Genomic DNA, 20,827 nt, shown 5'->3' on the forward strand with positions numbered 1-20,827 from the left:
ACTTAGTAATTAATTGGAATAGAAAGCTCCGTAATAAAGGAAATAAAGTTCTTACAAGTTAAATGTCTATCAGCTTAGCTCAAACAAGCGTTTCACTGCAAAGAAAGATTTACATAGATGGTAGAACTCGCGAATGAACCTCTTTGCCTGTAACCAAACATCTTCCGCAGGATTTTGCTCTGGAGCATTTGGAGCAAAGCGAATACAAGTGATCTTCCAAGCCAACGGCTCCAACTGTTGATTGACCGATTCGCGCATAAGTTTTGACTTCTTGAGAGCGGTGATAGCTTGCTCCATCCCATATTAGGGCGATACGGCTTTGGGGGCAGTGGGAGCGCAGATATTCCAGAAAACCAATAGTAGACTGGGAATTGCCCTTGTCATATGCTTTGATTAAAAACTTTTGGGTGTAGAGGTTGAGTGCGCCGTAGTAGGTCTGTTTTTGCCGTTCATTGATAACTGGAACTTCAATGCGCTCTTGTCTGTTACCCCATACATATCCGCAGATATCTCCCCATAATAAATGACATTCATCTAGGAAGAAAACCATTAGCTCACCCGATACAATTTCAGACTCATGAGCATTTAACCATTGTGTAATTTCCGGTTTTTTTTTCTACCAATTCTGGGTTGCGTTTAGGGTTGCGTTTCTGTGCGAAGTCTTCCGGAGGGAAGCTTCCCTCCGGAGAGCTTCGCGTTTTCTTCCAACTGATGCCTGCGGTTTTAAACAAGTCGTAATAGCTCTGCTTCGATGCAAACACTACATTATAAGTATCCAAGACGTGCTGCTTAAGTTCCAATAAATTCCAATAGTTCTTCTGATGTAGCCACTTCATTACAGCCAGGTGTGCGCTCCCATCAAGATAACCCGTAGAGCCTTGATGCTTCAGGGTAAGCCCGGCAATACCTTGCTCCTTAAACAGTTGCTTATACTTACTAATGAATCCTACAGATACCTGCAACACATCTTTAATCTCAAAGTAGGAATACTTCTGGAACACCATTTGAACTGCCAACGCCCGTTTTAGTTCTCTGGGATCGGGATTGTTGTCGATGAAATCCCTCAGAGCTTTTATTTCCCATTGACGGTGCTTGAACAACTGCTTTGTTTAACTATATCCTTATCTCCTCTTTTTTTCATAAATGATTCAGGATTGCTATATATATCGGATATGCAGTTAAGAAAAGAAATTACTGCGGTTACGAATATTGTTGAGGCTTACCATAAATTCTCCAAGTGGTTTTTCTTTGGAGGCTTCGGGGTTATTGCCAAGAATGACCCGATTGAACAAGAGAAAGCGATTAAATATAAGGATTTAATCGCAAATGCTGTTATCTTTCAAAATGTTGTTGATTTGACTGATATTTTGCGGGATTTACAGAAAAAGGGTTATTTGGTAAATCGTGAGGATGTGGCGCTTATCAGTCCCTACATTACTGCTCATGTTAAGCGGTTTGGCGATTACCTGATTGATATGGAGATTGTACCCAAGTCCTTGGAAGATGCCGCAAATTTAATTCTTGTTTGAATCGCTGTAACGCTCTTTAGAACTGAGTTTTCTTTAGCTTTCTTAACAAAACTTTACAACGTGTCCCATTTTGCATGTATCTCGGCGGCTACCCGTATCTGCCATTGTTAGGACACCGCAGACTTTATCTTTAACGTAGATACGTTTAGGAGATTGGCGGTGTTCAGGACAGGAACTGCGACCGCGCTCTCCTTCAATCAGAACGGTGGTGGCGTGTTTTTGCGAGTTTTGAATTTCAGTTAGTTGAACCCCGCTATCGTTTTTGTCTTCTTTTAAGACTAATAACTGAGGAATAACAGGGGCGGCGGTTTTGTTGAATCTTCCCCATAGCCACTGCCAAAGTTCGGTATCTCTAAAAGGGCTGATTTGCAGTCCGGCTTTGGTGTTAAACAGCATTTCCCACTGAAGAAAACCCTCGGTGTACGCCTTCATCAATACTTGGCTAAGAACTTGCTCCTGGCGCTGGGATAAACGCCCGGTTACTCCATCTAAAAAGAAGCGACCTGCTTTTCCCATGCTGTAAATAAGTTTGGATAATGGGTCAGTTTGGCGATCGCCTTCTTCCGATCCAGTCCAGGTACAAAAGACCATTTGCTGCCAAATCGATCTTGTCCCCTTACTGGTTAATTCCTGCACTCTGGCTTGTTCGTTCCGCATCAAAATCGCAGGCAGTTTTAAGGGGCAAGATTCCGCAAGGGAGTTTAGATACTGTTGTCTGTCTGAGTCGTCAGAGTAACAACCTAAAAGAAACGTACATCTTTCACCACTTATAAGAAATTTCATCGCCTCAGAAATCCCCGCAGACATTGCTAATACTTCTTCGCTGTAAAGTTGGTCGTGAATACCTTTGAGGTGAAAAGCAAAAATTACCTGAAACTTAGTTTCATCGGAAATGTCGCCTTTATTCAAGATGAATGCACCGATACTGCGGTTGTCGCGCTCGATACGAGCCATACAGCAAAGGTCAAGTTCATTCTCAAAAGGAAAGTAAGTAACTTTACCCTGGGGTTGCAATTCAATATTAATCGGTGGAATTTTACCTTTCACGAGTTCTTACCTCTTTTTAATTGCCTCCTAGCCGTTTTTGACAGTAAAGGAGATACATAAATTGCCCCACCACTTGCCCAATTGCACCCCTTTGGTTTGCGAAAGCGATTGATGTAATTGTCCGGGTCTTTTCCTGTTAGCAACCACCAGCTAATTATTAGCCAAAAACTAATAACCGCAACTTTAGGAATTCCCCAGCCCAATACTCCATCGAAGATAAAGTAAGAAATGATGATAATGGCAAACCAGGGTATAAGTTGGCTAGCAGGAATAAAACCAAAACTTGCTTGTTTCCCTAGAATTTTGTTTACTCTTACTGGCTCTTTATCTGGGTATAACATTACAAAAATTGTGCTTTTACTTTGTAAGATTTGGGAAAAACCAATTCAATTTATCTTGAGCGAAAAGATTAGACTTTTTGCCTGAATGCTAAAAATTAAGTTGGAAGAATTAATTTTTGCCTTTCCAAAATCGATTCGTGCAAGATTTCTATTGCTAAATCGTGTTCCCCGTACCGTCGCCCACAAAAAGGAAGGTAATTACATCAATTACAAGAATGATGCCAATTGCTAAACCTGCTTGAGTAGCGATTGGTCGCCAGTCATTACCCTGCTGCGCCTGGTTGTAAGCAAATAATGCAGCCACGCCCACCAAAAGCAGAAAAACGGCGCGAATAGCATTAAATACGAGGTTGATGGCATCGGGATCTACGCCCTCAGCACCGCTTGTAGAACTTTGTTGCGCGATATTAGTGAGAAACTGCTCCAAACCACTCAAGAAAATAGCCTGGGCGGGCATTTCAAATAGCGATAAAGTAGCAGCGAGTGCCATAATCGCCCCAGCAACGTGCCAAAAGCGAATCTTGACACCTATCCACCGATTCAAGTAGGGGACGGCATGAGTTATTCTGTTGAGGCAGTAGAAAAATAGAGCGGCGGTTAAAACGATAGTGACTAAAAGCGGTTCTCTAACTGCTAGGTAAATCAATCCCAATCCTAGAAGAACAATTGCAGTAGCATCGCATCCACAGCGATGCTTACGGTGGGTGATGCGATCGCGAAGCGGGCGCTCTGCGCCATCGCGCACTCGCGTCCATAATGCCATTAAGGTATTGGTAGAGCCACTTGTGGGGCGAGAAGATGTTTGATATTCATCTGCTTCATCGTAGTGGCGAAGTCTATTATAGTAGTCGCGCATGGTAATTACTTAGTTATCAAAATGTTGATGGTAGATAAAATCTCATCACCGTTCCGCCGCAAAGCCTTTGTTTGATAAAGTGAGAGACTTTTCCAAAGATGGATGAGAGCGATTAGGACGATCTGCGGCGGTTAAAGAGCGAAGTTGAGTCAAATTAAACTCACACTGCTCGATATTCCAGCGATCACGTTTAGCATCAATTAGATGCGCGGAAAATACGCAATGGAGAGCATCACTAGATCCAGAAACTTGCTCAAATCCTTTTAAAACTGGGCTTAAAAGATCACTTTCTAAGGATTGATTCGCTTCAAAATCAAAGCGATACTGCTTACCAGAGTGCGGATCTTTCCAGTTGAAGGGTTGAGGAGAACTACCCGCTTTTAGTTGGTCAAACTGTTCGGGTAGCAATTGTTGAAAGCGTTTAATTACAGCATTACCAGCAGATTGTGGATCTGGTTTATCCTCTGTTTCTAAAAATTTCGCCAGCGTCGTTGCGGCTTTGAGAGTTGCGCCAGTTAACACCAATCCGTCAATTTCCTGGCGAGAGACAAGCTTGTCTGCGAAAAATGCCAAGCTGGGGTTGATTTTTCCTAATCCAGGCGGAGAAAAGTTAGATAATTCCGAAATTTCGGCATTATCTTCACTGGGGATATATAAACTTTCTACCTGTAATGTAGGAGAAATAGTCAATTCTCCTTTAGGCGAAGTCTTTGAAAGATTACCCTCCGTTTTTGTTGCTACTTCAATACTTTTAGTTAGCGGCAAATGCTGCACAATTTTACTACTGCTAATTTCTGACAAATCAAGCTGTTGTTTGAAAGCAATAGTAGGTGTAGTTTTGCTAGGGTCATTTTTAAAACTGAAATTGAATCCATAAAGGAGATTTTGGGCGCTAACTAGGTTTATTTGAATTTCTCGACCCCGCTCCAAGCTAAGTTGTTTTAAAGCTGTTTGTACATCCTTAATTGAACCTAATTCGTGCGGGGAATCCAATACTTGATTGACTACATCAGAAATGTATTGCAAGTCTTGGGGATCAGTAATGAGAAAGCTATTAATTGCTCCAGTCATGAAGTTGACTTCAGAAAAGTGATTAAATATATGGTCTGTAAAAACCTTGCCCTTGCATTCTGACTAAAGAGGGAGGATAGCTTATCGCTTTGGACGTGAGAATTGATACCACTATAGTGACAGCGCGTAATAGGGGCATTGGCTGTACTTGTTGGTGGTACTGGGCAAAGGGTATCCTACAAGTTTTTGGACGGTAAAAATATATGCTTTAGCTAAGAGCGATCGCGTTTCAGCAATTAGAGGCCGGAACTCGCTGCGGCGTTCAGTGATGAAGTGTGGCAGACTTTGCCAATTTCTGAAAGGCGCACCAATCAATCGGCTTAATTAGAATTTGCCAATAATCTCTTGCTCCTCCCTCTAAAGGCGCTAAACTGTTCTGATTTGCCGAATTGGTACTTTAAAGGATGAGAAAAACTCCAATTGCTCTGTACCGAATGGGTAATGCTAACTCCTCCAGAATGGATAATGTTCGCTCTCAAGATGTTGAGAGCTATGAGGAGAATGGTAAGGTTTGGGTTATAGCTAATTCCGGCGGCATTTCCACTTTTGGGACTCAGGGATTAGGGAAAAATTGGTGGAAACAAGAGCCAAGATACTGATATTCCAAAAGAGCTAGAATTAGTCAATGATTATGGAAATCACTGGTCATGGGAGCCACGTTATACAATGCCGATGGAAGAATATAAGGCTGCACTTCGGCTGCTGGGTGAGGCTTTTTACAAAGTAAATTAACAAAACTGATTATGAATCTATCTCCTAAAGCAATCCGCTTCATCATTGAAGCCCTTGATTATCGGCTTGAAGCATACCAAGAGCGACTTAAAGCAAACGCTTTGGATGAGGATGAAGCCTCAGATATCACAAATGATGCTCTGTTTTTAGAATCCCTTCGTCAGGAACTAGCAAAGACTTTAAATGTTTCTAATCTCCAAGCTTTGTAACAGTAATAACCATTTTTAGATAGTTCATTTTTGATACGACAAAGCAGTTATAACTGTCTGGCGATCGCCCTTTCACTCCAATTACTACCTATGTAAGCGTTGCTCCTCTTTTTTGGATTGGAGACGCGCAATTTAACATTCTAGACAACCAAAAAGCGAGCGCACCCAGCTTTTATTGTTGGGCGATCGCATCACAGCTTTGTTAGTTATAGAGCCTTTTTGTATAAACTCTAGATTCGAGAAAATAGCAAAAATGAGATGAGGTATTATTATTATCTTTAAACTTCTGTTGGCAAAGCTTTTTTCCAATCAGGCTCAAAAAATCTACTTTTTGAGTCACGCCTGCAAAAGTATCTTATTTCATGTCTAAAATGCAATTTTCATCTTCTCTAAGGCGTAATGATATTACTCAAAAGTATTGTGTAAGACCCTAAATTTAGTTGCAAAATTGTAATAATTTTAGTTTACACTTTTCATAAAAAATCGCATTTATACATACTATTACCACACTCTAAATAAAGCTATTTTTTAGGTCATATTCGGTAGCAAAAATTTAGTTTTGAAGATTTTAAACAATTTATTTTAATATTAGTTGTTTGTTAATTAACAATTGTTCCAGTAAATCAACAGATTTCTGGGCTGAGTCGTATTGCATTATCTCTGCTTTCATCAATTGAGCTTTCTGTTTATAAACAGGTGATTTTAAAATTTGATTCACTGCAGCTTTTATTTGCTTTGGTTGAGGTTTACTCGTTTTGAGATTAATTCCTACCCCTGCCCATTCAATGCGACTGCAAATTTCTGGCTTATCTTCACTTTGCCCCGCCGCTATTAGTGGTACTCCATTTGCTAAAGCTATATGTACGCCATTATAACCACCGTTTGTAATCATAATGTCAGTGTGAGGTAAAAGATAAAAATGCGGAATAAAATTCTCAACTCTAGCATTTTGAAAGTTCTTTCTAATAAATTCAATATCTTCTGTTGATTCCTTACCCATTGTTACTACAACTAATAAGTCTTCGCCTGCAAGAGCTTCAAGAGTCGGCAGGATTAATTCTTTAATATCCGTTGCTACTGTACCTTGGGTAACATGGATAACAGGCTTATTCTGCTCTAATTCCTGCCACCATGTAGGAGGTACGAATGAATCAGGTGGTTCGGGTAAAAATGGACCAACAAATTGAATTTGAGAGGGCATATCTTGACGAGGATACTCGAAGGCTGGGACTGTTCCCTGTAAATACAAAAAAGGTGACAAACAGGAGTCGAAAAAACTTTTATGAGATTTTGGTAAGCCAATTTTGCTTTTTGCTGTAGCTATATATGTACTTATATCTGCAAGCAATACTTGGTCAAAAGTCCAGTTTAAAAAACTATTACGCCAACGTCCCGGTAAAGAAGAAGTTGGTTTTAATCCTAACCCATAGGGAGCGGTATCTTTACTATTAAAAGGTAAAGCGCTAGTTCCAAAACTTACCCAAGGAGGCCCGCCTTTTTCATAAATCCAAGCAGAGCCTAGAAAACAGAAATCAGACAAAACAATATCTACAGAGATTTCTTTTAGGAGCTTTGTCAAATCTTCTACTTGGGAAATAGCAGAGTCAATAAAAAAATGCTTAATATCAAATTTAAACTGCGCTAATTTACTTAATTTTTTTCTTTCTTCTATAAGATGATTAGGAACATTGCTGGGATTAGAAAAATCTAGCCCTTCTATAATAGGAATATACTGAGCGCTAGTTTTCTCAATGGTAGACTGAAAAGCTTTTCCTGTATACCAATAAACTTTATGCCCTCTTTCTACTAATCTACGTGCAATTGGTAAAGCAGGGAAAACATGACCAACTACTGGAATTGTCGCTATAAGAAAACAAGCCATATTATTTTAAGAATGTTAATTAAGGTTTTTAGGTAGTTAAAGACAAAGTTTATTTTAAATAGGGTATATCCCAAATCAAGAATAAGCCATAGACATATAATGTTACTCTTGTTGAGAAATGGGCTTCTCTGCTTGAAATGCGCGGTTTTGTAGTTGATTTAAGGATAATTGCACCCTCTGATTCAAAGCAAAAAGCTATATCTAGCTTTTTGATGGCGTAATCTAGTTTAGAGGCGGTTGTTTTTATAATAGTGGCTTACGCCATAAAGCGTGCGAAGTTTATTTAACTACTCCCTTGAATACCCTCACCATCACATTCACTTATCCTAAAGCCGCATCACCAAAATATACCTTTCGAGAGCGCGTCGCCCTAAAAAGTAATAGCAAGCCCCAAGAATGGGCAAGGGGCAGAATTACTGGTCTGCGGCTCGATGATTATTCTGCAAGTATTTGGAATTACACGGTTGTTCTAGATTTTCCTCAAGGCTACTGCGAAGAACTGGTTGAGGAAGATTTGGTAGCCGAAGACGAACTATTCAACTTACAGGGTGATTAAAAAGAAACCAAAAATTAGTGTTTGTATGGGTGTTAACCTGACAGATTTTCAGCGCACAGCCAAGAGCGTTTTGGCTGTGTTAATTGGTATGGCTGCCTAACGGCGTTATGGCAAGTGATGACGTGCGTATTCTCGCTTGCCATGAACGTTTATTTGCTGCACTTCAATCGACGCATCAATCCATCTCACCCCACCTAGTATTATTTAGGCTTTGCTTGCGACCTAGATAAGCGTATCCGACAGCGCCGTCAGAAGAAGGGCGCAAGGCTCACCCAAGTGGCTGTAGAGGAGGGCATCACGTTCAGAGTTGCCGAAGTTTGGAAGGGCGATCGCGCCTTGAGAACGCCAATTGGAAAAACAGCCGCCGCTTCTGCCCTATTTGTAGTAAATAATAGGCTCTAACTTTTGTCGTTGGCTCACGCCTTCTTGGGAATGAACCATAAGTATCAAAGAGAAACAAATGAACAATTTAGCCGCCTCTCACCTCATCCAATTTACAAAAAAGGAACTAGAATTGCTTCCCGCCGACTGGAGTTTAGTCCCCGTAATGGGCAAGCAACCCAGCGGCGGCAGCAATGCTTTCAAAACTGGCACGGGGCAAACTGCCTTTGACGATCGCGTTTACTTCTGGTAGACCAGGACGCTGCCAGTGGCTGTTCAAAGTTAGTGCGTCCGTTGCTCAACAAGTGCGATCGCGCAAGCTGGAGGGCGGACTAGAACTGCGATTTGCAGGATTGATGTCGGTGCTGCCACCATCTATTCATCCCAGTACGCGCAAACCTTATCGCTGGCTGCCTGGTTGCAGTCCCAACGAGGTAAAGATTGCCCTTGCTCCCAATTGGTTAGTACAGCTAATGATTGCTAAAACCCCAACTAAAAATCAACTCAAGCAATCTGTACGTCAAGTACATTATCCTAAAACACCAAGAGTCACAGATTCAACCATTACTAGCCTATTAGCTCGACTCCACTCCCACCGTGCGGACGATTATCATGAGTGGATCAAAGTGGGAATGGCACTGCGATCGTATTCCAACGCGCTTTTGCATGAGTGGGACTCCTGGAGCCGTCAGTCACCCAAATACCAAAGCGGAGAATGCGAAGTCAAGTGGCAAACTTTCAACCCTACCCGCATCACTCTCGGTACTCTGTACTATTTGGCGCAGTTGGATTCTAACTCTTTAATCTAACAAGCAGTCTTGGATTTTAGTAGTCGTTTGTTGCCTAAGATTTTTGGGCTGCTGCCTCACGGCATCTATAGGGGGATTACATAATTTTCATTCATCAGATGCAACAACTCGAACTTTGGGACTTGCTTCCCCTAGAACACTGCTCTCAAGACATTAAACCCCTGCTATTTCCCAATCCGCGCCAAGCCCAAAAGCTGCGATCGCTGGCTGATGGCATGAGCGATGCGATCGCCACCAAGAAAAACCCTCCTATCGCCTCTCTCTCTTCTAGTCGCCGCCGCGCCCGGATTGCCGACTCTCATATCTGCGAAGCTTTGAGACTGGAGCAAATTCAGTTTTGGCTGTATGCCCTTGCCGATCGCGCCGAGCGGGGAGATTGCCCTTCTGTGTTGGCAAAAATCAGCACCAAAAGCCAGCTAGAAGTTCTTGCTGCCATGAGTAAGGATAGTTGGGGAGAAAAAGACATTTTTCAAGCGTTCTGCTCTGTAGATGGCTGGTATCGAGATTGGGTAAAAAAGCTGTCATTAGCTGGCATCCGTACTCCCAAAGAGTGCATCAAAGCGATCGCATTTCTTAAAGAATTAGGCGCTGGTCACTGTCGCACTGTCCAAGAATTTGAAGCATTGGAAATAGCTAAACTCAAACGCGAAGCAGTGTGGCAGGGCATCCCTGACTATTTTCCCACTCCAAAGCACTTGTTAGATCGGATGATGCACTTTGCCCAACTCCAGCCGGGGATGCAAGTGTTAGAACCTTCTGCTGGTTCTGGTTCGATTGCAGAACGCATTACTGAAGCAGGCATTCAGCCAGACTGTTTTGAGCTATCGCCAACCTTAAGAGAAATCCTCGTCCGTCAGGGATTTAAGCTAATTGATGACGATTTTATGGCAACTACCCCAAAACCCATTTATGACCGAGTGTTGATGAATCCTCCATTCGGAAAAGGTATGGATTCTTACCATGTCGAACGGACCTTTGAATGGCTAAATCCTAGGGGACGGCTGATAAGCATTGTTAGCTGCTCCTACATCAATTACTCAAGTCAAAAATACCAGCGTTTCCGGTCTTGGCTGAAGCTGTTGGGAGCAATGGAGTTAGAAAACCCCTCTGGTTCGTTCTTAAAAAGCGAGCGCCGTACCAACGTTGAAACACGAATGCTTGTAATTGATAAACCGTTGTTAATGCGCTCACGCGCAGTCAGAGGAGTGATGTATGAGGAAAACCGACATGGACACTCCCTTCACTTTTGAACAGGAAACTGACTTAAATGCCTGGTACGACCAGTTGAATTCGGCGTGGCAAGCAAAAATTGCTGACCCTAACTCCCCCGAATCCTTAAGCCTCGCCGAAGCCGAAGCATATTGGGAAGCAGAGCGCGAATATTACCACGATCGCTTTCTATATGCAGACATCTTTTGACATTGACTTGCCCATTCCCTAGTGGGCGAACAAATCCATCCATTTCATTGAAAAATAATGACAACCACCGCAGACATCAATATTAACCGTGCCAGCCTTGCCCAGTTGTCAACTCAAGCCGCCGAGCTTTGGGATGAAATTGACAACTGTAATGGGGATGTTGATTTGACCGAGTTGCTAGAAAGGCAGCTAGATATCCAAAATGCCACCGAAGCTAAGGTAGATGCGATTTCTTGGGTCGCAGAGCAACTAAAGATCGATCTGGAAACCTGGGAAGCACGTCTTGAAGGCATCGTAGCGTTGCATTCCCAGGCGATCGAGAAGCGGCGCAACCAACTAAAGCAACTTAAAGCCTACCTCTTGCGGCTGCACAACATAGGGCTGTTGGGCGAACAAGTTTTTGGAGTCAAGCGTCGCATTGACTTCCAGAATAATCCTCCCTCGGTAGTCCTTTTAGTTGAACCGGAGCAACTACCACAGCAGTTTCAGGAAATCGCCGTCAGTGCTAAATCCAAGGACATTCTCGCAGCCTACAAAGCAGGAGTTGACGTAAGTGCGATCGCACAGATTGTTTCAGGTAAGCACGTCCGCTTTCGCCACTTATCCACCAAATCTAAACGGAGTCAAAAATGAACGTATTAAGAAGCACGAACATCACGCTTACCCCTAGCAGCTATCTACGTTGTCTCATTAATGAAAACCTGAGTACAGCTTCTCTATACCTGCATGGAGAAAATGAGTCCTTTTGCATTGCCTTTAGTCCCGAAAACCTACCAGCGCTGGAAATGTTGGTTACAGCATTACGGGAATTGAAAGTCAAGTTGCAGCAATCGAAGTTAGAAGATTTGCAGCGCCAAATCGATCTGTTAACTAATACCTGCAACGGCAAGTCAAAAGGTCATAATATGCTGACAACCGTTACCTTGAGCGGTTTCTAGATCGTCTTCTACTCACCACTGAAGTGCGCTAACGCGCCTAGGTGGTGATGTTATTTTATGGACTATCTATGGATTTAGCACAATTCCAGTCTCCAGATTTTGCAGGGGTTATCAGTTCCAGAGCGATTTGTCAGATACTAAATGATAAATCGCCCTCAACAGTGGGGTTATTCGTTAAAGGCAAAACCCTAGAACTTATCGGCTGGGAAGGCATTGCTCCCAACTACGAACACACATTTTCTAGCGGCGCTGTGGAGCCTGGTATCCTCTACAAATCCCCCAAAATGCACGTCCTAGCCGTTTCTCCTCGGTTTTTAGAATCGCGGGAGACAAAAGAAATTGTGGGAAACTACGAAACCCCAGAAGGACGCAAACTTTATGCCGAACTCGGCGACGCTGTAACCTTACGGAGCTTTTATATGCTGTACTTGGTTGGAGAGAAAAACGAAACTCTGCATAAAGTACCGCTAATTCTCTCAATTCATGGAGTAGCAGCCGCACGATTTGGCGAAGCCTACAAACAGTTTAGGACGCGGATGGAAATCGCTTATGCCAACGCTATGAATTTTGGGTATCGCAGTTTGAACGATAGATTTCACTGCTTGACGGTGTTTAATCCCACATTTAAGCCCTCCTTGGAACCGCCTAATGGAGCTAAGAAATCCTGGGTAGCAGTCCCGGAAAACGTAGCTTGTCCAAAAGTTGATGTCAAGGATTTCGACAAGTTCATCTGTCTAAATAAAAGTCAGGAACTATGGGCGATCGCTGCTACATCAATTGGATTTGCCAACCAACTGCTCAAAGCCTCAGATAGCGAGGAATTACCAGCACCGCCGCAGGTTCGAGAACTTGTACCCCAAACCATCGAAACCACCGCAGTGTCTGCATTGACAACCGACGAAATCCCATACTAGCAATCTTTTAACAGCCCACTGGATGCGCCCCAGTAGGCTGTTCTTAAAATACATCGCTCACGCTTGCAGGAAAGGGAAACTACACCAAATCCTTATCGATGAAAGATGAACTTTATGAAGGCTTCCACTACGTTGTAGAAGACAAAGAACCAGTTGAGCGGAAAATTCTCGCCCTTAAGGAAAGACTGCAAGACCAAAACCTGTGGCAGAGTTTTGACTGGTGCTTTTACTACAAAGGAATAGATGATGGCAGCCTGGGAATTAAGCGTTCCTCAAATCCCTTTTATGTATTTGGCTACAACAAAGCTCAAGAAAAGTATCAGGAAATTTGAAGCAGTACCGCTCTCGTAGTCTGACGCTACGAGAAATACGCAATTAATTACCTAGCGATGCTTGTAACTGGTGTCATTCTTCTTTGGCTGGCTGTGAGGAATTTGATATGCCCTAAGACAATAAGCAATAAAGCGTTGTTTTAACCGTATTGGCGTTAGAGTAGCAAGTGGATACTGTTGGCGAACTTAATATTAAAATCTAAAGTTACGAAAACACGTTGCTTCAACCAAGTAATTGAAAACGGATTTACTGGATTTGAGAATCTATTGTAAAGTTTGCCAACAGTATCAAAACTGTGCAAGACCCGCGAATTGGGTCTCAAAAACCCGATGATTTCGGGTCGGAGCGATTATAATATTGGGTTGCTACAGGTAGGGGTGGTTCAGCGTCTGTAGTGTATTTGAAGACTAACACCAATACTACGTCTGTATTTATATTTAGGCTACTCTCAGCCGCTCAATATCTCTAATAGGTGGTGCGCCAAACATCCGAGCATATTCACGGCTAAACTGCGAAGCGCTCTCATACCCAACCTGATAAGCAGCTTGGCTTGCATCGACATTTTCAATAAGCATCATCTGACGCGCGCTCAAGAGTCTTAATTGTTTTTGATATTGCAGTGGACTCATTGAGGTGATTGCCCTAAAGTGGCGATGGAATGACGAAGCAGACATATTCGCTGCAAGAGCCAGATTTTCAACCCGCAGAGGACTGGTAAAATCAGCTTTGAGTCGTTTAATCACTTCAGCTATGCGCTGCATATTACTACCAGCAGTAGCAATCTGACGAACCGCTTCCCCTTGTTCTCCGATAAGCAAGCGATAATAAATTTCACGGATAATCATCGGTGCAAGAAACGGAATATCTTGCGGTGTATCTAATAGTTTTGTGAGTCGAATAGCGCAATCGATTAAGGATGAATCTGCATTGCCAACAAACAAGCCTCTAACTGATTCTTTCTTGCCAATATCTAGTTCTGTTTGAGCAATAATGTCACAGAGTTGAAGGGGGTCTAAATTCAGCTTAAAGCCTAAAAATGGTCGATCGGGCGTCGCTTCTATCACACATCCACTTATCGGCAAATCTACCGATAAAACTAGATATTGAGCGACACTGTACCGATAGATTTCCTCATCTAGCAGAACTTCTTTTCTACCCTGAACTAAAATAGCCAGCAGTGGTTCGCTAATTCCCGGTATGGCGGTAGCAGGCTCGCACTCTCGCATGAACTCTAAGGAATCGATCGCCGTTGTACAGACACCGTTTCCCTGAATAGAAGTATATCGAGCGACTAATGCCGCTAATTCTCCACAGTTAGCGATCGCTCTCTCGCGCTCCAGTGTTTCAACCATCCTGTTTCACCTAAACGCTGCTTTTGCGTTCATTATAAGAAAGATTCTCTGACTTGAGAGGATTAGGCAATCATTTGCCAGGTTTGTGTATTTATGTCAAAGCTTTTCAAGCCTAGGATAAATTTATGCCGTAAGCAAAGACCGATGAATGTTAAATCTTTGGACTGGTCAAAGTTTTCAGCGCACATTCATTGAATCGCTAATCTCAAGAATTGAGGAAAATAACCATGACAAACAACACGAAGATCGCATTGGTTACAGGAGCGAGCCGAGGACTGGGCAAAAATACTGCTTTGGCACTTGCCAAAAAAGGAGTTGATGTCATCGTCACATATCTCAGCAGCGAGGCAGAAGCAAACAGTGTTGTCTCTGCGATCGTCCAAACGGGTAGTAAAGCCGCTGCTCTGCAACTAGACACTTCTAACACGAAAACCTTGGATGGGTTTGCGGCACAAGTCAAGCAATTACTTCAAAACAAGTGGCAAACCGAGCAGCTTGATTTTCTAATCAATAATGCGGGTACTGGTGTGTATGCGCCTTTTGCTGAAACAACCGAGGAAGACTTCGATCGCATGATGAACATTCATGTAAAGGGAGTTTTCTTCCTGACTCAGAAATTGCTGCCTTTGATTAAGGACGGCGGGCGGATTATTAATCTTTCCTCTGGTCTTGTTCGCTTTACTCTGCCAGGCTATGCTGCTTACTCCAGTGCGAAGGGTGCAATTGAGGTCTTAACCCGCTACCTAGCGAAGGAATTGGGTGAAAGACAGATTACAGTAAATACGATCGCACCAGGCGCAATCGAAACAGATTTTGGGGGTGGTGCAGTGCGTGACAATCCAGAAATCAACAGCTTCATTGCTTCGCAAACGGCTCTGGGTCGTGTGGGTATGCCAGATGATATTGGTGGCGCGATCGCATCGTTACTCTCTGAAGAAAATAGATGGGTGAACGCTCAGAGAATTGAAGTTTCTGGCGGTCAGTTTCTTTAATTCAACCTAACTTTATCTAGTCAAACGCAAAATTTATGAAATTTATAGTAACAGGTTCATTAGGAAACATCAGCAAGCCGCTTGCACAAGAATTAGTGCAAAAAGGTCATAGGGTGACGGTTATCAGCAGCAAGCCAGAAAAGCAAAAAGACATTGAAGCAATGGGTATGATCGCCGCGATTGGCACATTGGAAGACGTTGATTTCCTAGTCTCCACTTTTACAGGCAGTGATGCAGTGTATTGTATGGTGCCGCCAAACGACTATTTCGATCTTAGCCTTGACCTAATCGCGTATTATCGTAGAATCGGCAATAACTATGTCCAAGCTATTCACCAGTCAGGCGTAAAGCGTGTAGTCAATTTAAGTACCATTGGCGCTCATCTAGAGAAAGGTTCAGGAATTCTGTTTGGCGCTCACAATGTTGAGAAGATTCTCAATGAACTATCATCAGATGTAGCCATTACCCATATTCGCCCAACGAGTTTCTACTACAACTTGTATGGCTATGTAGATACGATCAAAAATCAGGGATTTATTGCCGCAAACTATGGTGCAGACAAAATTATCCCTTGGGTTTCTCCAATAGATATTGCTGCTGCAATTGCTGAAGAACTTGTTACACCGTTTGTTGGTAGAAAAGTGCGGTATGTAGCAAGTGAAGAACTTACAGGCAACGAAACTGCGAGTATTTTAGGTGCAGCGATCGGAAACCCCGATCTAAAGTGGAGAATTATTACCAATGAACAAATGCTAAGTGGTTTAGAAGGCGCTGGTATGAATTCACAAATTGCTGCTGGTTTAGTTGAAATGTATGCCAGCCTTTATAGTGGTCTACTAACAGAGGATTATTATCGCCATAAACCAACAGTCATGGGAAAAGTTAAGCTGAAGGATTTTGCCAAGGAATTTGCTGCTGTTTTTTAATTCTCCCATGACTACCATTTACTTTACATCGAACATCAAGCTGAAGCCGGAAGCAACCTAAGTTTAGCAAAAGTAATAGCGGCTCCAGGTTGATTCTTTATAGGAAGATGCTTCGCCAACTAAAACGATTTCCGTGGTGGTACCGTGAGGAACAATCCAGAAATCAATAAATTAGATTGCCTCGTAAACAGCGCTCGGTCACGTCGGCTTTCCTGATTGTATCGGTAGTGCGTTAGCGAAGCTTACCAAAGGTATCGCATCATTGCTTTCGCTAGAAAACTGATGGGAGAGAATTGAAGTTTCTGGCGATCAGTTTATTTAAATCAAATCAACCTCAATCATGTCAAACGTAGAAAACAAAGTTGCAATCGTCACTAGAGTCAATAGCGGCAGTGAATCTATTAATTGCCAGCGCGTGCAAGCTGTTTACTGGCGAAAACCAATAAATAAAGCAATCGCGCTTTTCTCCTGTATTGCGATCGCCTTACCTCTTGCCGCCACTGCACAAACTCTCCCAGAAAGCCAAAGCCGCCGCGAGCGAGGCAATCAAATCATCAATAAGTTATCAGGCGGGGCTGGGCAGCCAGTCCTTGAAGGTCTACGTCAAGATTTCCCATTTTTAGCAGATGCAATTGTAGATTATTCTCTTGGTGAAGTTTGGTCGCGGAGCGAGCTTGACGATCGCACTCGTCAGCTTGCCACTGTCGCCGCTTTTGCTGCCCAAGGCAATCTGCCACAACTAAAAATTCATGCAGGCTATGCCCTCCGGCTAGGCGTGACCCAGAACGAACTTAAAGAAATCGTCTACTTGACGACAGTAACGGCTGGGTTTCCGCGTGCCATTGATGCGGCACAGGCATTGCGGGAAGTCTTCGCCGCTCAATCTAGTCGTCCCCGCATTACCAAATAATCTAGCCTCACAAACATAAAATAAATTGGAGATACTTTAATGACCACTGATAACATTCAGAAAGTTGTAGTGATTACGGGTGCGAGTAGCGGCATCGGTGAAGCCACAGCCCGGTTACTGGCAAAGAACGGCGCAAAAGTAGTTTTAGGAGCGCGGCGCACCGATCGCCTAGAAGCGCTCGTCAAAAACATTCACGCCGACGGCGGAATAGCTGAATATCTTGCTCTCGATGTGACTCAACGAGGTCAAATGGAAGAAATCGCGCAATTTACTCTAAGTAAGTTCGGTCGCGTGGATGTGTTAATTAACAATGCTGGAGTCATGCCATTATCAACCCTTGACCGATTGAAAGTTGAGGAATGGGATCGGATGATTGATGTCAATATTAAAGGTGTTTTGTACGGCATCGCGGCGGTACTTCCGATTATGAAAACCCAAAAATCAGGTCAAATTATTAATCTTTCCTCTATTGGCGGACACGCTGTATATCCAACTGCGGCGGTTTACTGCGCTACCAAGTTCGCGGTTGGCGCGATCTCTGAAGGATTGAGGCAAGAAGTCGGCGGCGATATTCGGGTGACGGTGATTTCTCCTGGCACAACAGAATCAGAGTTAGCCAATAGCATTAGCGATGAAACTGCCAAAAAAGGAATGCAAGAATTTAGACAAATATGTATTCCGGCTACCGCGATCGCTCGGTCAATTTTGTTTGCGATTTCCCAACCTGATGATGTGGATATCAGCGAAATTATCGTTAGACCAACAGCAAGTCCTTATTAAGCAATCACATACAGATCGCTAAAGAGAATTTGCTTTTTCAAAAAGGAGAAATCAAAGTGAACTACGACATCAAAGATAAAATTATTCTAGTTACGGGCGCAAATCGCGGCATCGGCAAAGCGATAGTTGAGTCCTTTATTAAACACGGAGCCGCCAAAGTCTATGCGGCTGTTCGTAAACTGGACAGCGTTTCCCCATTGGTTGAACAATACGGCGATCAGGTAGTGCCGATTAGAGTTGATTTAAGCGATCCTCAATCTATTATTGCTGCCGCACAAATTGCCAAAGATGTGCAAGTGGTGGTTAATAATGCGGGAGTCTTTCAAGCGGGATCTCTCTTGGACGAAGATGCGATCGCCTCCCTCAAATTTCAGATGAACATCAACGTCTATGGACTGATCTACATAGCTCAGGCGTTTGCCCCAGTTCTCAAAACTAATGGAGGGGGTGTCTTTGCTCAGATCAATTCTGTTGCTTCGCTGAAAAATTCCCCCAACTTTGTCACTTACTGTGCTTCAAAAGCTGCTGCCTATTCGATTACCCAGGCACTAAGAGAACTACTGAACGAGCAAGGCACGCTTGTTCTAAGCGTTCACCCTGGGCCGATTGCTACAGATATGGGAGATGCGGCAGGGCTGACGGAGATTGCGGAGCCACCTGTACTTGTGGCAGAGGGGATAATAGAAGCTCTGAAAACTGGGAATTTTCATGTCTTTCCTGATTCGATGGCTAAACAAATGGGTAGTGCTTATAAGAGCTTTGCGGAAAATGTCGTTGAGGTTGCATCCAGTTAACGATTTTGCAACGACTGCCACGAACAGCAAACCTTACCGAAACACCTACCTCTGCTATTTCTAAATAAAGGACGGCAAAGCGATCGCGCCTCCAGAAAGGCGAGTTGGCTTGCTATCGGTTGAACCGGATGCGATGGTAAAAAAATTATAGATAAATCAATTGGTTGGACTATCCACTGTAAACACTGGAAAAAAAAATGAAAGCAATATTGATTAACGAATACGGCAATGAGAACGTTTTGAATTACACCGATGTCGAACGTCCAGAGCCGCAAGCAGATGAAGTTTTGGTGAAAGTTCACGTTGCGGCGGTCAATCCGGCGGACTGGAAAATCCGCGATGGCATGGGTGAAATGTTCGGACTCAAACTTCCGCTCATTCTTGGCGGTGACATCGCCGGAACCGTTGAAGCGGTTGGCGTTGAGGTTGAAAATTTCAAGCAGGGCGATGCGGTTTATGGGATGACCGTGTCCGGCGGCTTCTCCGGTGCTTACGCCGAATACGCGCTTGCCAAAGCGAACGCGATCGCGCCCAAACCGGAAAGCCTCGATTTTGAAGCGGCGGCGGCGCTTCCAATCGGCGCATTGACTGCGTGGCAAGCGATGTTCGATTTAGCGAATCTGAGTAGCGGGCAAAGAATCTTGATAACCGGAGCGTCGGGCGGAGTAGGCTCGATGGCTGTTCAGCTTGCCAAAGCCAAAGGCGCGTTTGTTGTCGGCACTGCTTCGGGCAAAAACGAACAGTACGTCCGCGATTTGGGCGCGGATGAATTCGTTGATTACACGCGGCAACCGTTTGAAGCAGTCGTCAAAGACGTTGATGTTGTTTTCGATACGATCGGCGGCGACACCCAGGAGCGGGCTTTTCAAACTCTGAAAAAGGGCGGCTTTCTGGTCACATCGGCGCAGACTCCGTCTGAAGAAAAAGCAAAAGAATTCGGCGTAGAAGCCGCGTTTGTTTTTTGTAAACCGAACGCGGGGCAATTAGCCGAAATCAATCGGCTGATTGAAGAAGGTAAATTGAAAATACACATCGAAACGGTGCTGCCGCTCGCGGAAGTGAAAAAGGCACATCAACTTTCCCAAAGCGGGCGCACGCGCGGCAAAATCGTTTTGCAAATTGGGACATAGTTTTGAACCAACGGATGTATTTCTAATGCCTGAGCGATGATTCTTTGAAACAACTAAACAACTAAAAATAGACAGCTATGAAGATACTTGAGAATAAAGTTGCCTTGGTTACAGGCGGAACTTCAGGAATTGGGAAAGCAACCGCTCTTGCATTCGGCAAATCTGGCGCAAAAGTTGTGTTTTCCGGCAGACGCGAAAAGGAAGGTGAAGACACCGCAAATTTGATTCGTCAATCGGGTGCTGAGTGCTTATTTGTACAATCAGACGTATCGAGTGAAGCCGATGTTCAAGCCTTGGTGCAGAAAACGATTGCCACTTACGGCAAACTCGATTGTGCGTTTAACAACGCTGGGATTCAGGGTTCGATCAACCCCCTGCACGAACAATCTGTGGAGGAGTTTAACAAACTGATGGCAATCAACGTGCGGGGGCTGTTCTTGAGCATGAAATATGAAATTCAACAGATGCTGACCCAAGGCTCCGGTGTGATTGTCAATAATTCATCAGTAGGTGGTTTATTTGGGATTTTAGGGTTATCTCCCTATACTGCCAGCAAACATGCGGTGATGGGGCTGACGCGAGCTGCTGCCCTTGACTATGCCAAGCAGGGGATTCGGATTAATGCTGTCAACCCCGGATCGATTGCCACTGAGGGGATGGATCGCTTTGTTGATGGGATGGGTATCACGACTGATGATGTCGCGGCTATGTCTGCTATGGGGCGGATGGGTCAAGCTGAAGAAATCGCGGCAACGGTTGTGTTTTTATGTTCTGATGCTGCCAGCTATATTACAGGTCAGCCTATCGTGATTGATGGCGGATACACAGCAACCTGAAAGAGCAGAGGTTTCGCTTAACAAATACTGACGGCGATCGCTGTGAAGACATGAAAGCAAAATACAAGCAAAGCTAAAGAAAGGAGAGCC

Annotated in this window: 28 protein-coding genes and 1 pseudogene; 21 read left to right on the plus strand and 8 right to left on the minus strand. The window is 43.8% G+C overall.

Annotated elements, in window-relative coordinates; translation table 11 throughout:
* Nucleotides 1-109 precede the first annotated feature (109 nt).
* Together C7B70_RS19570 and C7B70_RS19575 are read right to left on the minus strand one after the other, a co-directional pair.
* Complete coding sequence (locus C7B70_RS19570; protein ID WP_106370680.1) at nt 110-550, minus strand: transposase; 441 nt, start codon at nt 548-550, stop codon at nt 110-112.
* 25 nt (nt 551-575) lie between these two features.
* Nucleotides 576-1,100, minus strand: coding sequence for a winged helix-turn-helix domain-containing protein (locus C7B70_RS19575; RefSeq protein WP_106370681.1), 525 nt, complete (start codon nt 1,098-1,100; stop codon nt 576-578).
* Nucleotides 1,101-1,154: 54 nt separating this feature from the next.
* Here C7B70_RS19575 and C7B70_RS19580 point away from each other — a divergent pair.
* Nucleotides 1,155-1,529, plus strand: a pseudogene (locus C7B70_RS19580) (Tn3 family transposase); the annotation flags it as partial.
* Nucleotides 1,530-1,571: 42 nt separating this feature from the next.
* Here the strand turns inward: C7B70_RS19580 and C7B70_RS19585 are convergent.
* The 4 genes from C7B70_RS19585 to C7B70_RS19600 form a co-directional block, all read right to left on the minus strand.
* The gene (locus C7B70_RS19585; protein ID WP_199192371.1) at nt 1,572-2,576 is read right to left on the minus strand and encodes a hypothetical protein; all 1,005 of its coding nucleotides are present in this window, start codon (nt 2,574-2,576) and stop codon (nt 1,572-1,574) included.
* Nucleotides 2,573-2,917, minus strand: coding sequence for a hypothetical protein (locus tag C7B70_RS19590; protein WP_106370683.1), 345 nt, complete (start codon nt 2,915-2,917; stop codon nt 2,573-2,575). Before C7B70_RS19590 ends, C7B70_RS19585 begins: the two co-directional genes overlap by 4 nt.
* A 154-nt stretch (nt 2,918-3,071) precedes the next feature.
* Nucleotides 3,072-3,773, minus strand: coding sequence for a hypothetical protein (locus tag C7B70_RS19595; RefSeq protein WP_199192372.1), 702 nt, complete (start codon nt 3,771-3,773; stop codon nt 3,072-3,074).
* 45 nt (nt 3,774-3,818) lie between these two features.
* On the minus strand, nt 3,819-4,844 hold the full coding sequence (locus C7B70_RS19600; protein WP_106370684.1) for a hypothetical protein: 1,026 nt from the start codon (nt 4,842-4,844) through the stop codon (nt 3,819-3,821).
* 154 nt (nt 4,845-4,998) lie between these two features.
* Here C7B70_RS19600 and C7B70_RS26485 point away from each other — a divergent pair, with 154 nt between their 5' ends.
* From C7B70_RS26485 to C7B70_RS19610, 3 genes are all read left to right on the plus strand, one after another.
* Nucleotides 4,999-5,172: a hypothetical protein gene (locus tag C7B70_RS26485; protein WP_158260531.1), complete on the plus strand. Its 174-nt coding sequence runs from the start codon at nt 4,999-5,001 to the stop codon at nt 5,170-5,172.
* A gap of 76 nt (nt 5,173-5,248) precedes the next feature.
* Entirely contained in the window at nt 5,249-5,443 is a 195-nt protein-coding gene (locus C7B70_RS27930; protein ID WP_233221003.1) for a hypothetical protein, read from the plus strand.
* Nucleotides 5,444-5,587: 144 nt separating this feature from the next.
* Nucleotides 5,588-5,785 (plus strand): hypothetical protein, encoded by a 198-nt coding sequence (locus C7B70_RS19610; protein WP_106370685.1) that lies wholly within the window; start codon nt 5,588-5,590, stop codon nt 5,783-5,785.
* 577 nt (nt 5,786-6,362) lie between these two features.
* Here the strand turns inward: C7B70_RS19610 and C7B70_RS19615 are convergent.
* The gene (locus C7B70_RS19615; RefSeq protein ID WP_106370686.1) at nt 6,363-7,667 is read right to left on the minus strand and encodes a glycosyltransferase; all 1,305 of its coding nucleotides are present in this window, start codon (nt 7,665-7,667) and stop codon (nt 6,363-6,365) included.
* Nucleotides 7,668-7,962: 295 nt separating this feature from the next.
* On the opposite strand from C7B70_RS19615, the gene C7B70_RS19620 reads away from it, so the two are divergent.
* The 10 genes from C7B70_RS19620 to C7B70_RS19660 all read left to right on the plus strand — a co-directional run bounded on the left by C7B70_RS19620 (nt 7,963) and on the right by C7B70_RS19660 (nt 13,016).
* Nucleotides 7,963-8,223: a hypothetical protein gene (locus C7B70_RS19620; RefSeq protein ID WP_106370687.1), complete on the plus strand. Its 261-nt coding sequence runs from the start codon at nt 7,963-7,965 to the stop codon at nt 8,221-8,223.
* Nucleotides 8,224-8,499: 276 nt separating this feature from the next.
* Nucleotides 8,500-8,625, plus strand: coding sequence for a hypothetical protein (locus C7B70_RS28445; RefSeq protein WP_255409355.1), 126 nt, complete (start codon nt 8,500-8,502; stop codon nt 8,623-8,625).
* A gap of 58 nt (nt 8,626-8,683) precedes the next feature.
* Complete coding sequence (locus C7B70_RS26490; RefSeq protein WP_158260532.1) at nt 8,684-8,857, plus strand: hypothetical protein; 174 nt, start codon at nt 8,684-8,686, stop codon at nt 8,855-8,857.
* On the plus strand, nt 8,799-9,413 hold the full coding sequence (locus C7B70_RS19630) for a PriCT-2 domain-containing protein (RefSeq protein ID WP_106370688.1): 615 nt from the start codon (nt 8,799-8,801) through the stop codon (nt 9,411-9,413). The genes C7B70_RS26490 and C7B70_RS19630 overlap by 59 nt, the downstream gene beginning before the upstream one ends.
* Nucleotides 9,414-9,511: 98 nt before the next feature.
* Nucleotides 9,512-10,663 (plus strand): SAM-dependent methyltransferase, encoded by a 1,152-nt coding sequence (locus C7B70_RS19635; protein ID WP_106370689.1) that lies wholly within the window; start codon nt 9,512-9,514, stop codon nt 10,661-10,663.
* Complete coding sequence (locus tag C7B70_RS19640) at nt 10,626-10,832, plus strand: hypothetical protein (protein ID WP_146134101.1); 207 nt, start codon at nt 10,626-10,628, stop codon at nt 10,830-10,832. The genes C7B70_RS19635 and C7B70_RS19640 overlap by 38 nt, the downstream gene beginning before the upstream one ends.
* A gap of 57 nt (nt 10,833-10,889) precedes the next feature.
* Complete coding sequence (locus tag C7B70_RS19645) at nt 10,890-11,465, plus strand: siphovirus Gp157 family protein (RefSeq protein WP_106370691.1); 576 nt, start codon at nt 10,890-10,892, stop codon at nt 11,463-11,465.
* Complete coding sequence (locus tag C7B70_RS19650; RefSeq protein ID WP_106370692.1) at nt 11,462-11,770, plus strand: hypothetical protein; 309 nt, start codon at nt 11,462-11,464, stop codon at nt 11,768-11,770. The genes C7B70_RS19645 and C7B70_RS19650 overlap by 4 nt, the downstream gene beginning before the upstream one ends.
* A 68-nt stretch (nt 11,771-11,838) precedes the next feature.
* Nucleotides 11,839-12,684, plus strand: coding sequence for a DUF5895 domain-containing protein (locus C7B70_RS19655; RefSeq protein ID WP_106370693.1), 846 nt, complete (start codon nt 11,839-11,841; stop codon nt 12,682-12,684).
* A gap of 98 nt (nt 12,685-12,782) precedes the next feature.
* Complete coding sequence (locus C7B70_RS19660) at nt 12,783-13,016, plus strand: hypothetical protein (RefSeq protein ID WP_106370694.1); 234 nt, start codon at nt 12,783-12,785, stop codon at nt 13,014-13,016.
* Between the two features lie 438 nt (nt 13,017-13,454).
* On the opposite strand, the gene C7B70_RS19665 is transcribed toward C7B70_RS19660, so the two are convergent.
* Complete coding sequence (locus C7B70_RS19665; RefSeq protein WP_106370695.1) at nt 13,455-14,369, minus strand: AraC family transcriptional regulator; 915 nt, start codon at nt 14,367-14,369, stop codon at nt 13,455-13,457.
* A 227-nt stretch (nt 14,370-14,596) separates the two neighbouring features.
* Here C7B70_RS19665 and C7B70_RS19670 point away from each other — a divergent pair, with 227 nt between their 5' ends.
* From C7B70_RS19670 to C7B70_RS19700, 7 genes are all read left to right on the plus strand, one after another.
* On the plus strand, nt 14,597-15,361 hold the full coding sequence (locus tag C7B70_RS19670) for an SDR family oxidoreductase (RefSeq protein WP_106370696.1): 765 nt from the start codon (nt 14,597-14,599) through the stop codon (nt 15,359-15,361).
* 35 nt (nt 15,362-15,396) lie between these two features.
* Complete coding sequence (locus C7B70_RS19675; protein WP_106370697.1) at nt 15,397-16,287, plus strand: NAD(P)H-binding protein; 891 nt, start codon at nt 15,397-15,399, stop codon at nt 16,285-16,287.
* 340 nt (nt 16,288-16,627) lie between these two features.
* On the plus strand, nt 16,628-17,197 hold the full coding sequence (locus C7B70_RS19680; protein ID WP_199192373.1) for a carboxymuconolactone decarboxylase family protein: 570 nt from the start codon (nt 16,628-16,630) through the stop codon (nt 17,195-17,197).
* 39 nt (nt 17,198-17,236) lie between these two features.
* On the plus strand, nt 17,237-17,977 hold the full coding sequence (locus C7B70_RS19685; protein ID WP_106370698.1) for an SDR family oxidoreductase: 741 nt from the start codon (nt 17,237-17,239) through the stop codon (nt 17,975-17,977).
* Nucleotides 17,978-18,033: 56 nt separating this feature from the next.
* Nucleotides 18,034-18,771 carry an SDR family oxidoreductase gene (locus C7B70_RS19690; protein WP_106370708.1) on the plus strand — a complete coding sequence of 246 codons (738 nt, stop codon included), beginning with the start codon at nt 18,034-18,036 and terminating at the stop codon, nt 18,769-18,771.
* A gap of 197 nt (nt 18,772-18,968) precedes the next feature.
* On the plus strand, nt 18,969-19,901 hold the full coding sequence (locus C7B70_RS19695; RefSeq protein WP_106370699.1) for an NADP-dependent oxidoreductase: 933 nt from the start codon (nt 18,969-18,971) through the stop codon (nt 19,899-19,901).
* A 77-nt stretch (nt 19,902-19,978) separates the two neighbouring features.
* Entirely contained in the window at nt 19,979-20,737 is a 759-nt protein-coding gene (locus C7B70_RS19700) for an SDR family oxidoreductase (protein WP_106370700.1), read from the plus strand.
* Nucleotides 20,738-20,827 lie beyond the last annotated feature (90 nt).

Source organism: Chlorogloea sp. CCALA 695, from assembly GCF_003003885.1.
GTDB lineage: Bacteria > Cyanobacteriota > Cyanobacteriia > Cyanobacteriales > Chroococcidiopsidaceae > Aliterella.

Coding starts and splice junctions, on each gene's coding strand:
- C7B70_RS19570 (WP_106370680.1), bottom strand. CDS start 550: ATGGTTTTCTTCCTAGATGAATGTCATTTATTATGGGGAGATATCTGC.
- C7B70_RS19590 (WP_106370683.1), bottom strand. CDS start 2,917: ATGTTATACCCAGATAAAGAGCCAGTAAGAGTAAACAAAATTCTAGGG.
- C7B70_RS19595 (WP_199192372.1), bottom strand. CDS start 3,773: ATGCGCGACTACTATAATAGACTTCGCCACTACGATGAAGCAGATGAA.
- C7B70_RS19600 (WP_106370684.1), bottom strand. CDS start 4,844: ATGACTGGAGCAATTAATAGCTTTCTCATTACTGATCCCCAAGACTTG.
- C7B70_RS27930 (WP_233221003.1), top strand. CDS start 5,249: ATGAGAAAAACTCCAATTGCTCTGTACCGAATGGGTAATGCTAACTCC.
- C7B70_RS19610 (WP_106370685.1), top strand. CDS start 5,588: ATGAATCTATCTCCTAAAGCAATCCGCTTCATCATTGAAGCCCTTGAT.
- C7B70_RS19615 (WP_106370686.1), bottom strand. CDS start 7,667: ATGGCTTGTTTTCTTATAGCGACAATTCCAGTAGTTGGTCATGTTTTC.
- C7B70_RS26490 (WP_158260532.1), top strand. CDS start 8,684: ATGAACAATTTAGCCGCCTCTCACCTCATCCAATTTACAAAAAAGGAA.
- C7B70_RS19630 (WP_106370688.1), top strand. CDS start 8,799: ATGCTTTCAAAACTGGCACGGGGCAAACTGCCTTTGACGATCGCGTTT.
- C7B70_RS19635 (WP_106370689.1), top strand. CDS start 9,512: ATGCAACAACTCGAACTTTGGGACTTGCTTCCCCTAGAACACTGCTCT.
- C7B70_RS19640 (WP_146134101.1), top strand. CDS start 10,626: ATGAGGAAAACCGACATGGACACTCCCTTCACTTTTGAACAGGAAACT.
- C7B70_RS19645 (WP_106370691.1), top strand. CDS start 10,890: ATGACAACCACCGCAGACATCAATATTAACCGTGCCAGCCTTGCCCAG.
- C7B70_RS19650 (WP_106370692.1), top strand. CDS start 11,462: ATGAACGTATTAAGAAGCACGAACATCACGCTTACCCCTAGCAGCTAT.
- C7B70_RS19655 (WP_106370693.1), top strand. CDS start 11,839: ATGGATTTAGCACAATTCCAGTCTCCAGATTTTGCAGGGGTTATCAGT.
- C7B70_RS19660 (WP_106370694.1), top strand. CDS start 12,783: ATGAAAGATGAACTTTATGAAGGCTTCCACTACGTTGTAGAAGACAAA.
- C7B70_RS19665 (WP_106370695.1), bottom strand. CDS start 14,369: ATGGTTGAAACACTGGAGCGCGAGAGAGCGATCGCTAACTGTGGAGAA.
- C7B70_RS19670 (WP_106370696.1), top strand. CDS start 14,597: ATGACAAACAACACGAAGATCGCATTGGTTACAGGAGCGAGCCGAGGA.
- C7B70_RS19675 (WP_106370697.1), top strand. CDS start 15,397: ATGAAATTTATAGTAACAGGTTCATTAGGAAACATCAGCAAGCCGCTT.
- C7B70_RS19680 (WP_199192373.1), top strand. CDS start 16,628: ATGTCAAACGTAGAAAACAAAGTTGCAATCGTCACTAGAGTCAATAGC.
- C7B70_RS19685 (WP_106370698.1), top strand. CDS start 17,237: ATGACCACTGATAACATTCAGAAAGTTGTAGTGATTACGGGTGCGAGT.
- C7B70_RS19695 (WP_106370699.1), top strand. CDS start 18,969: ATGAAAGCAATATTGATTAACGAATACGGCAATGAGAACGTTTTGAAT.
- C7B70_RS19700 (WP_106370700.1), top strand. CDS start 19,979: ATGAAGATACTTGAGAATAAAGTTGCCTTGGTTACAGGCGGAACTTCA.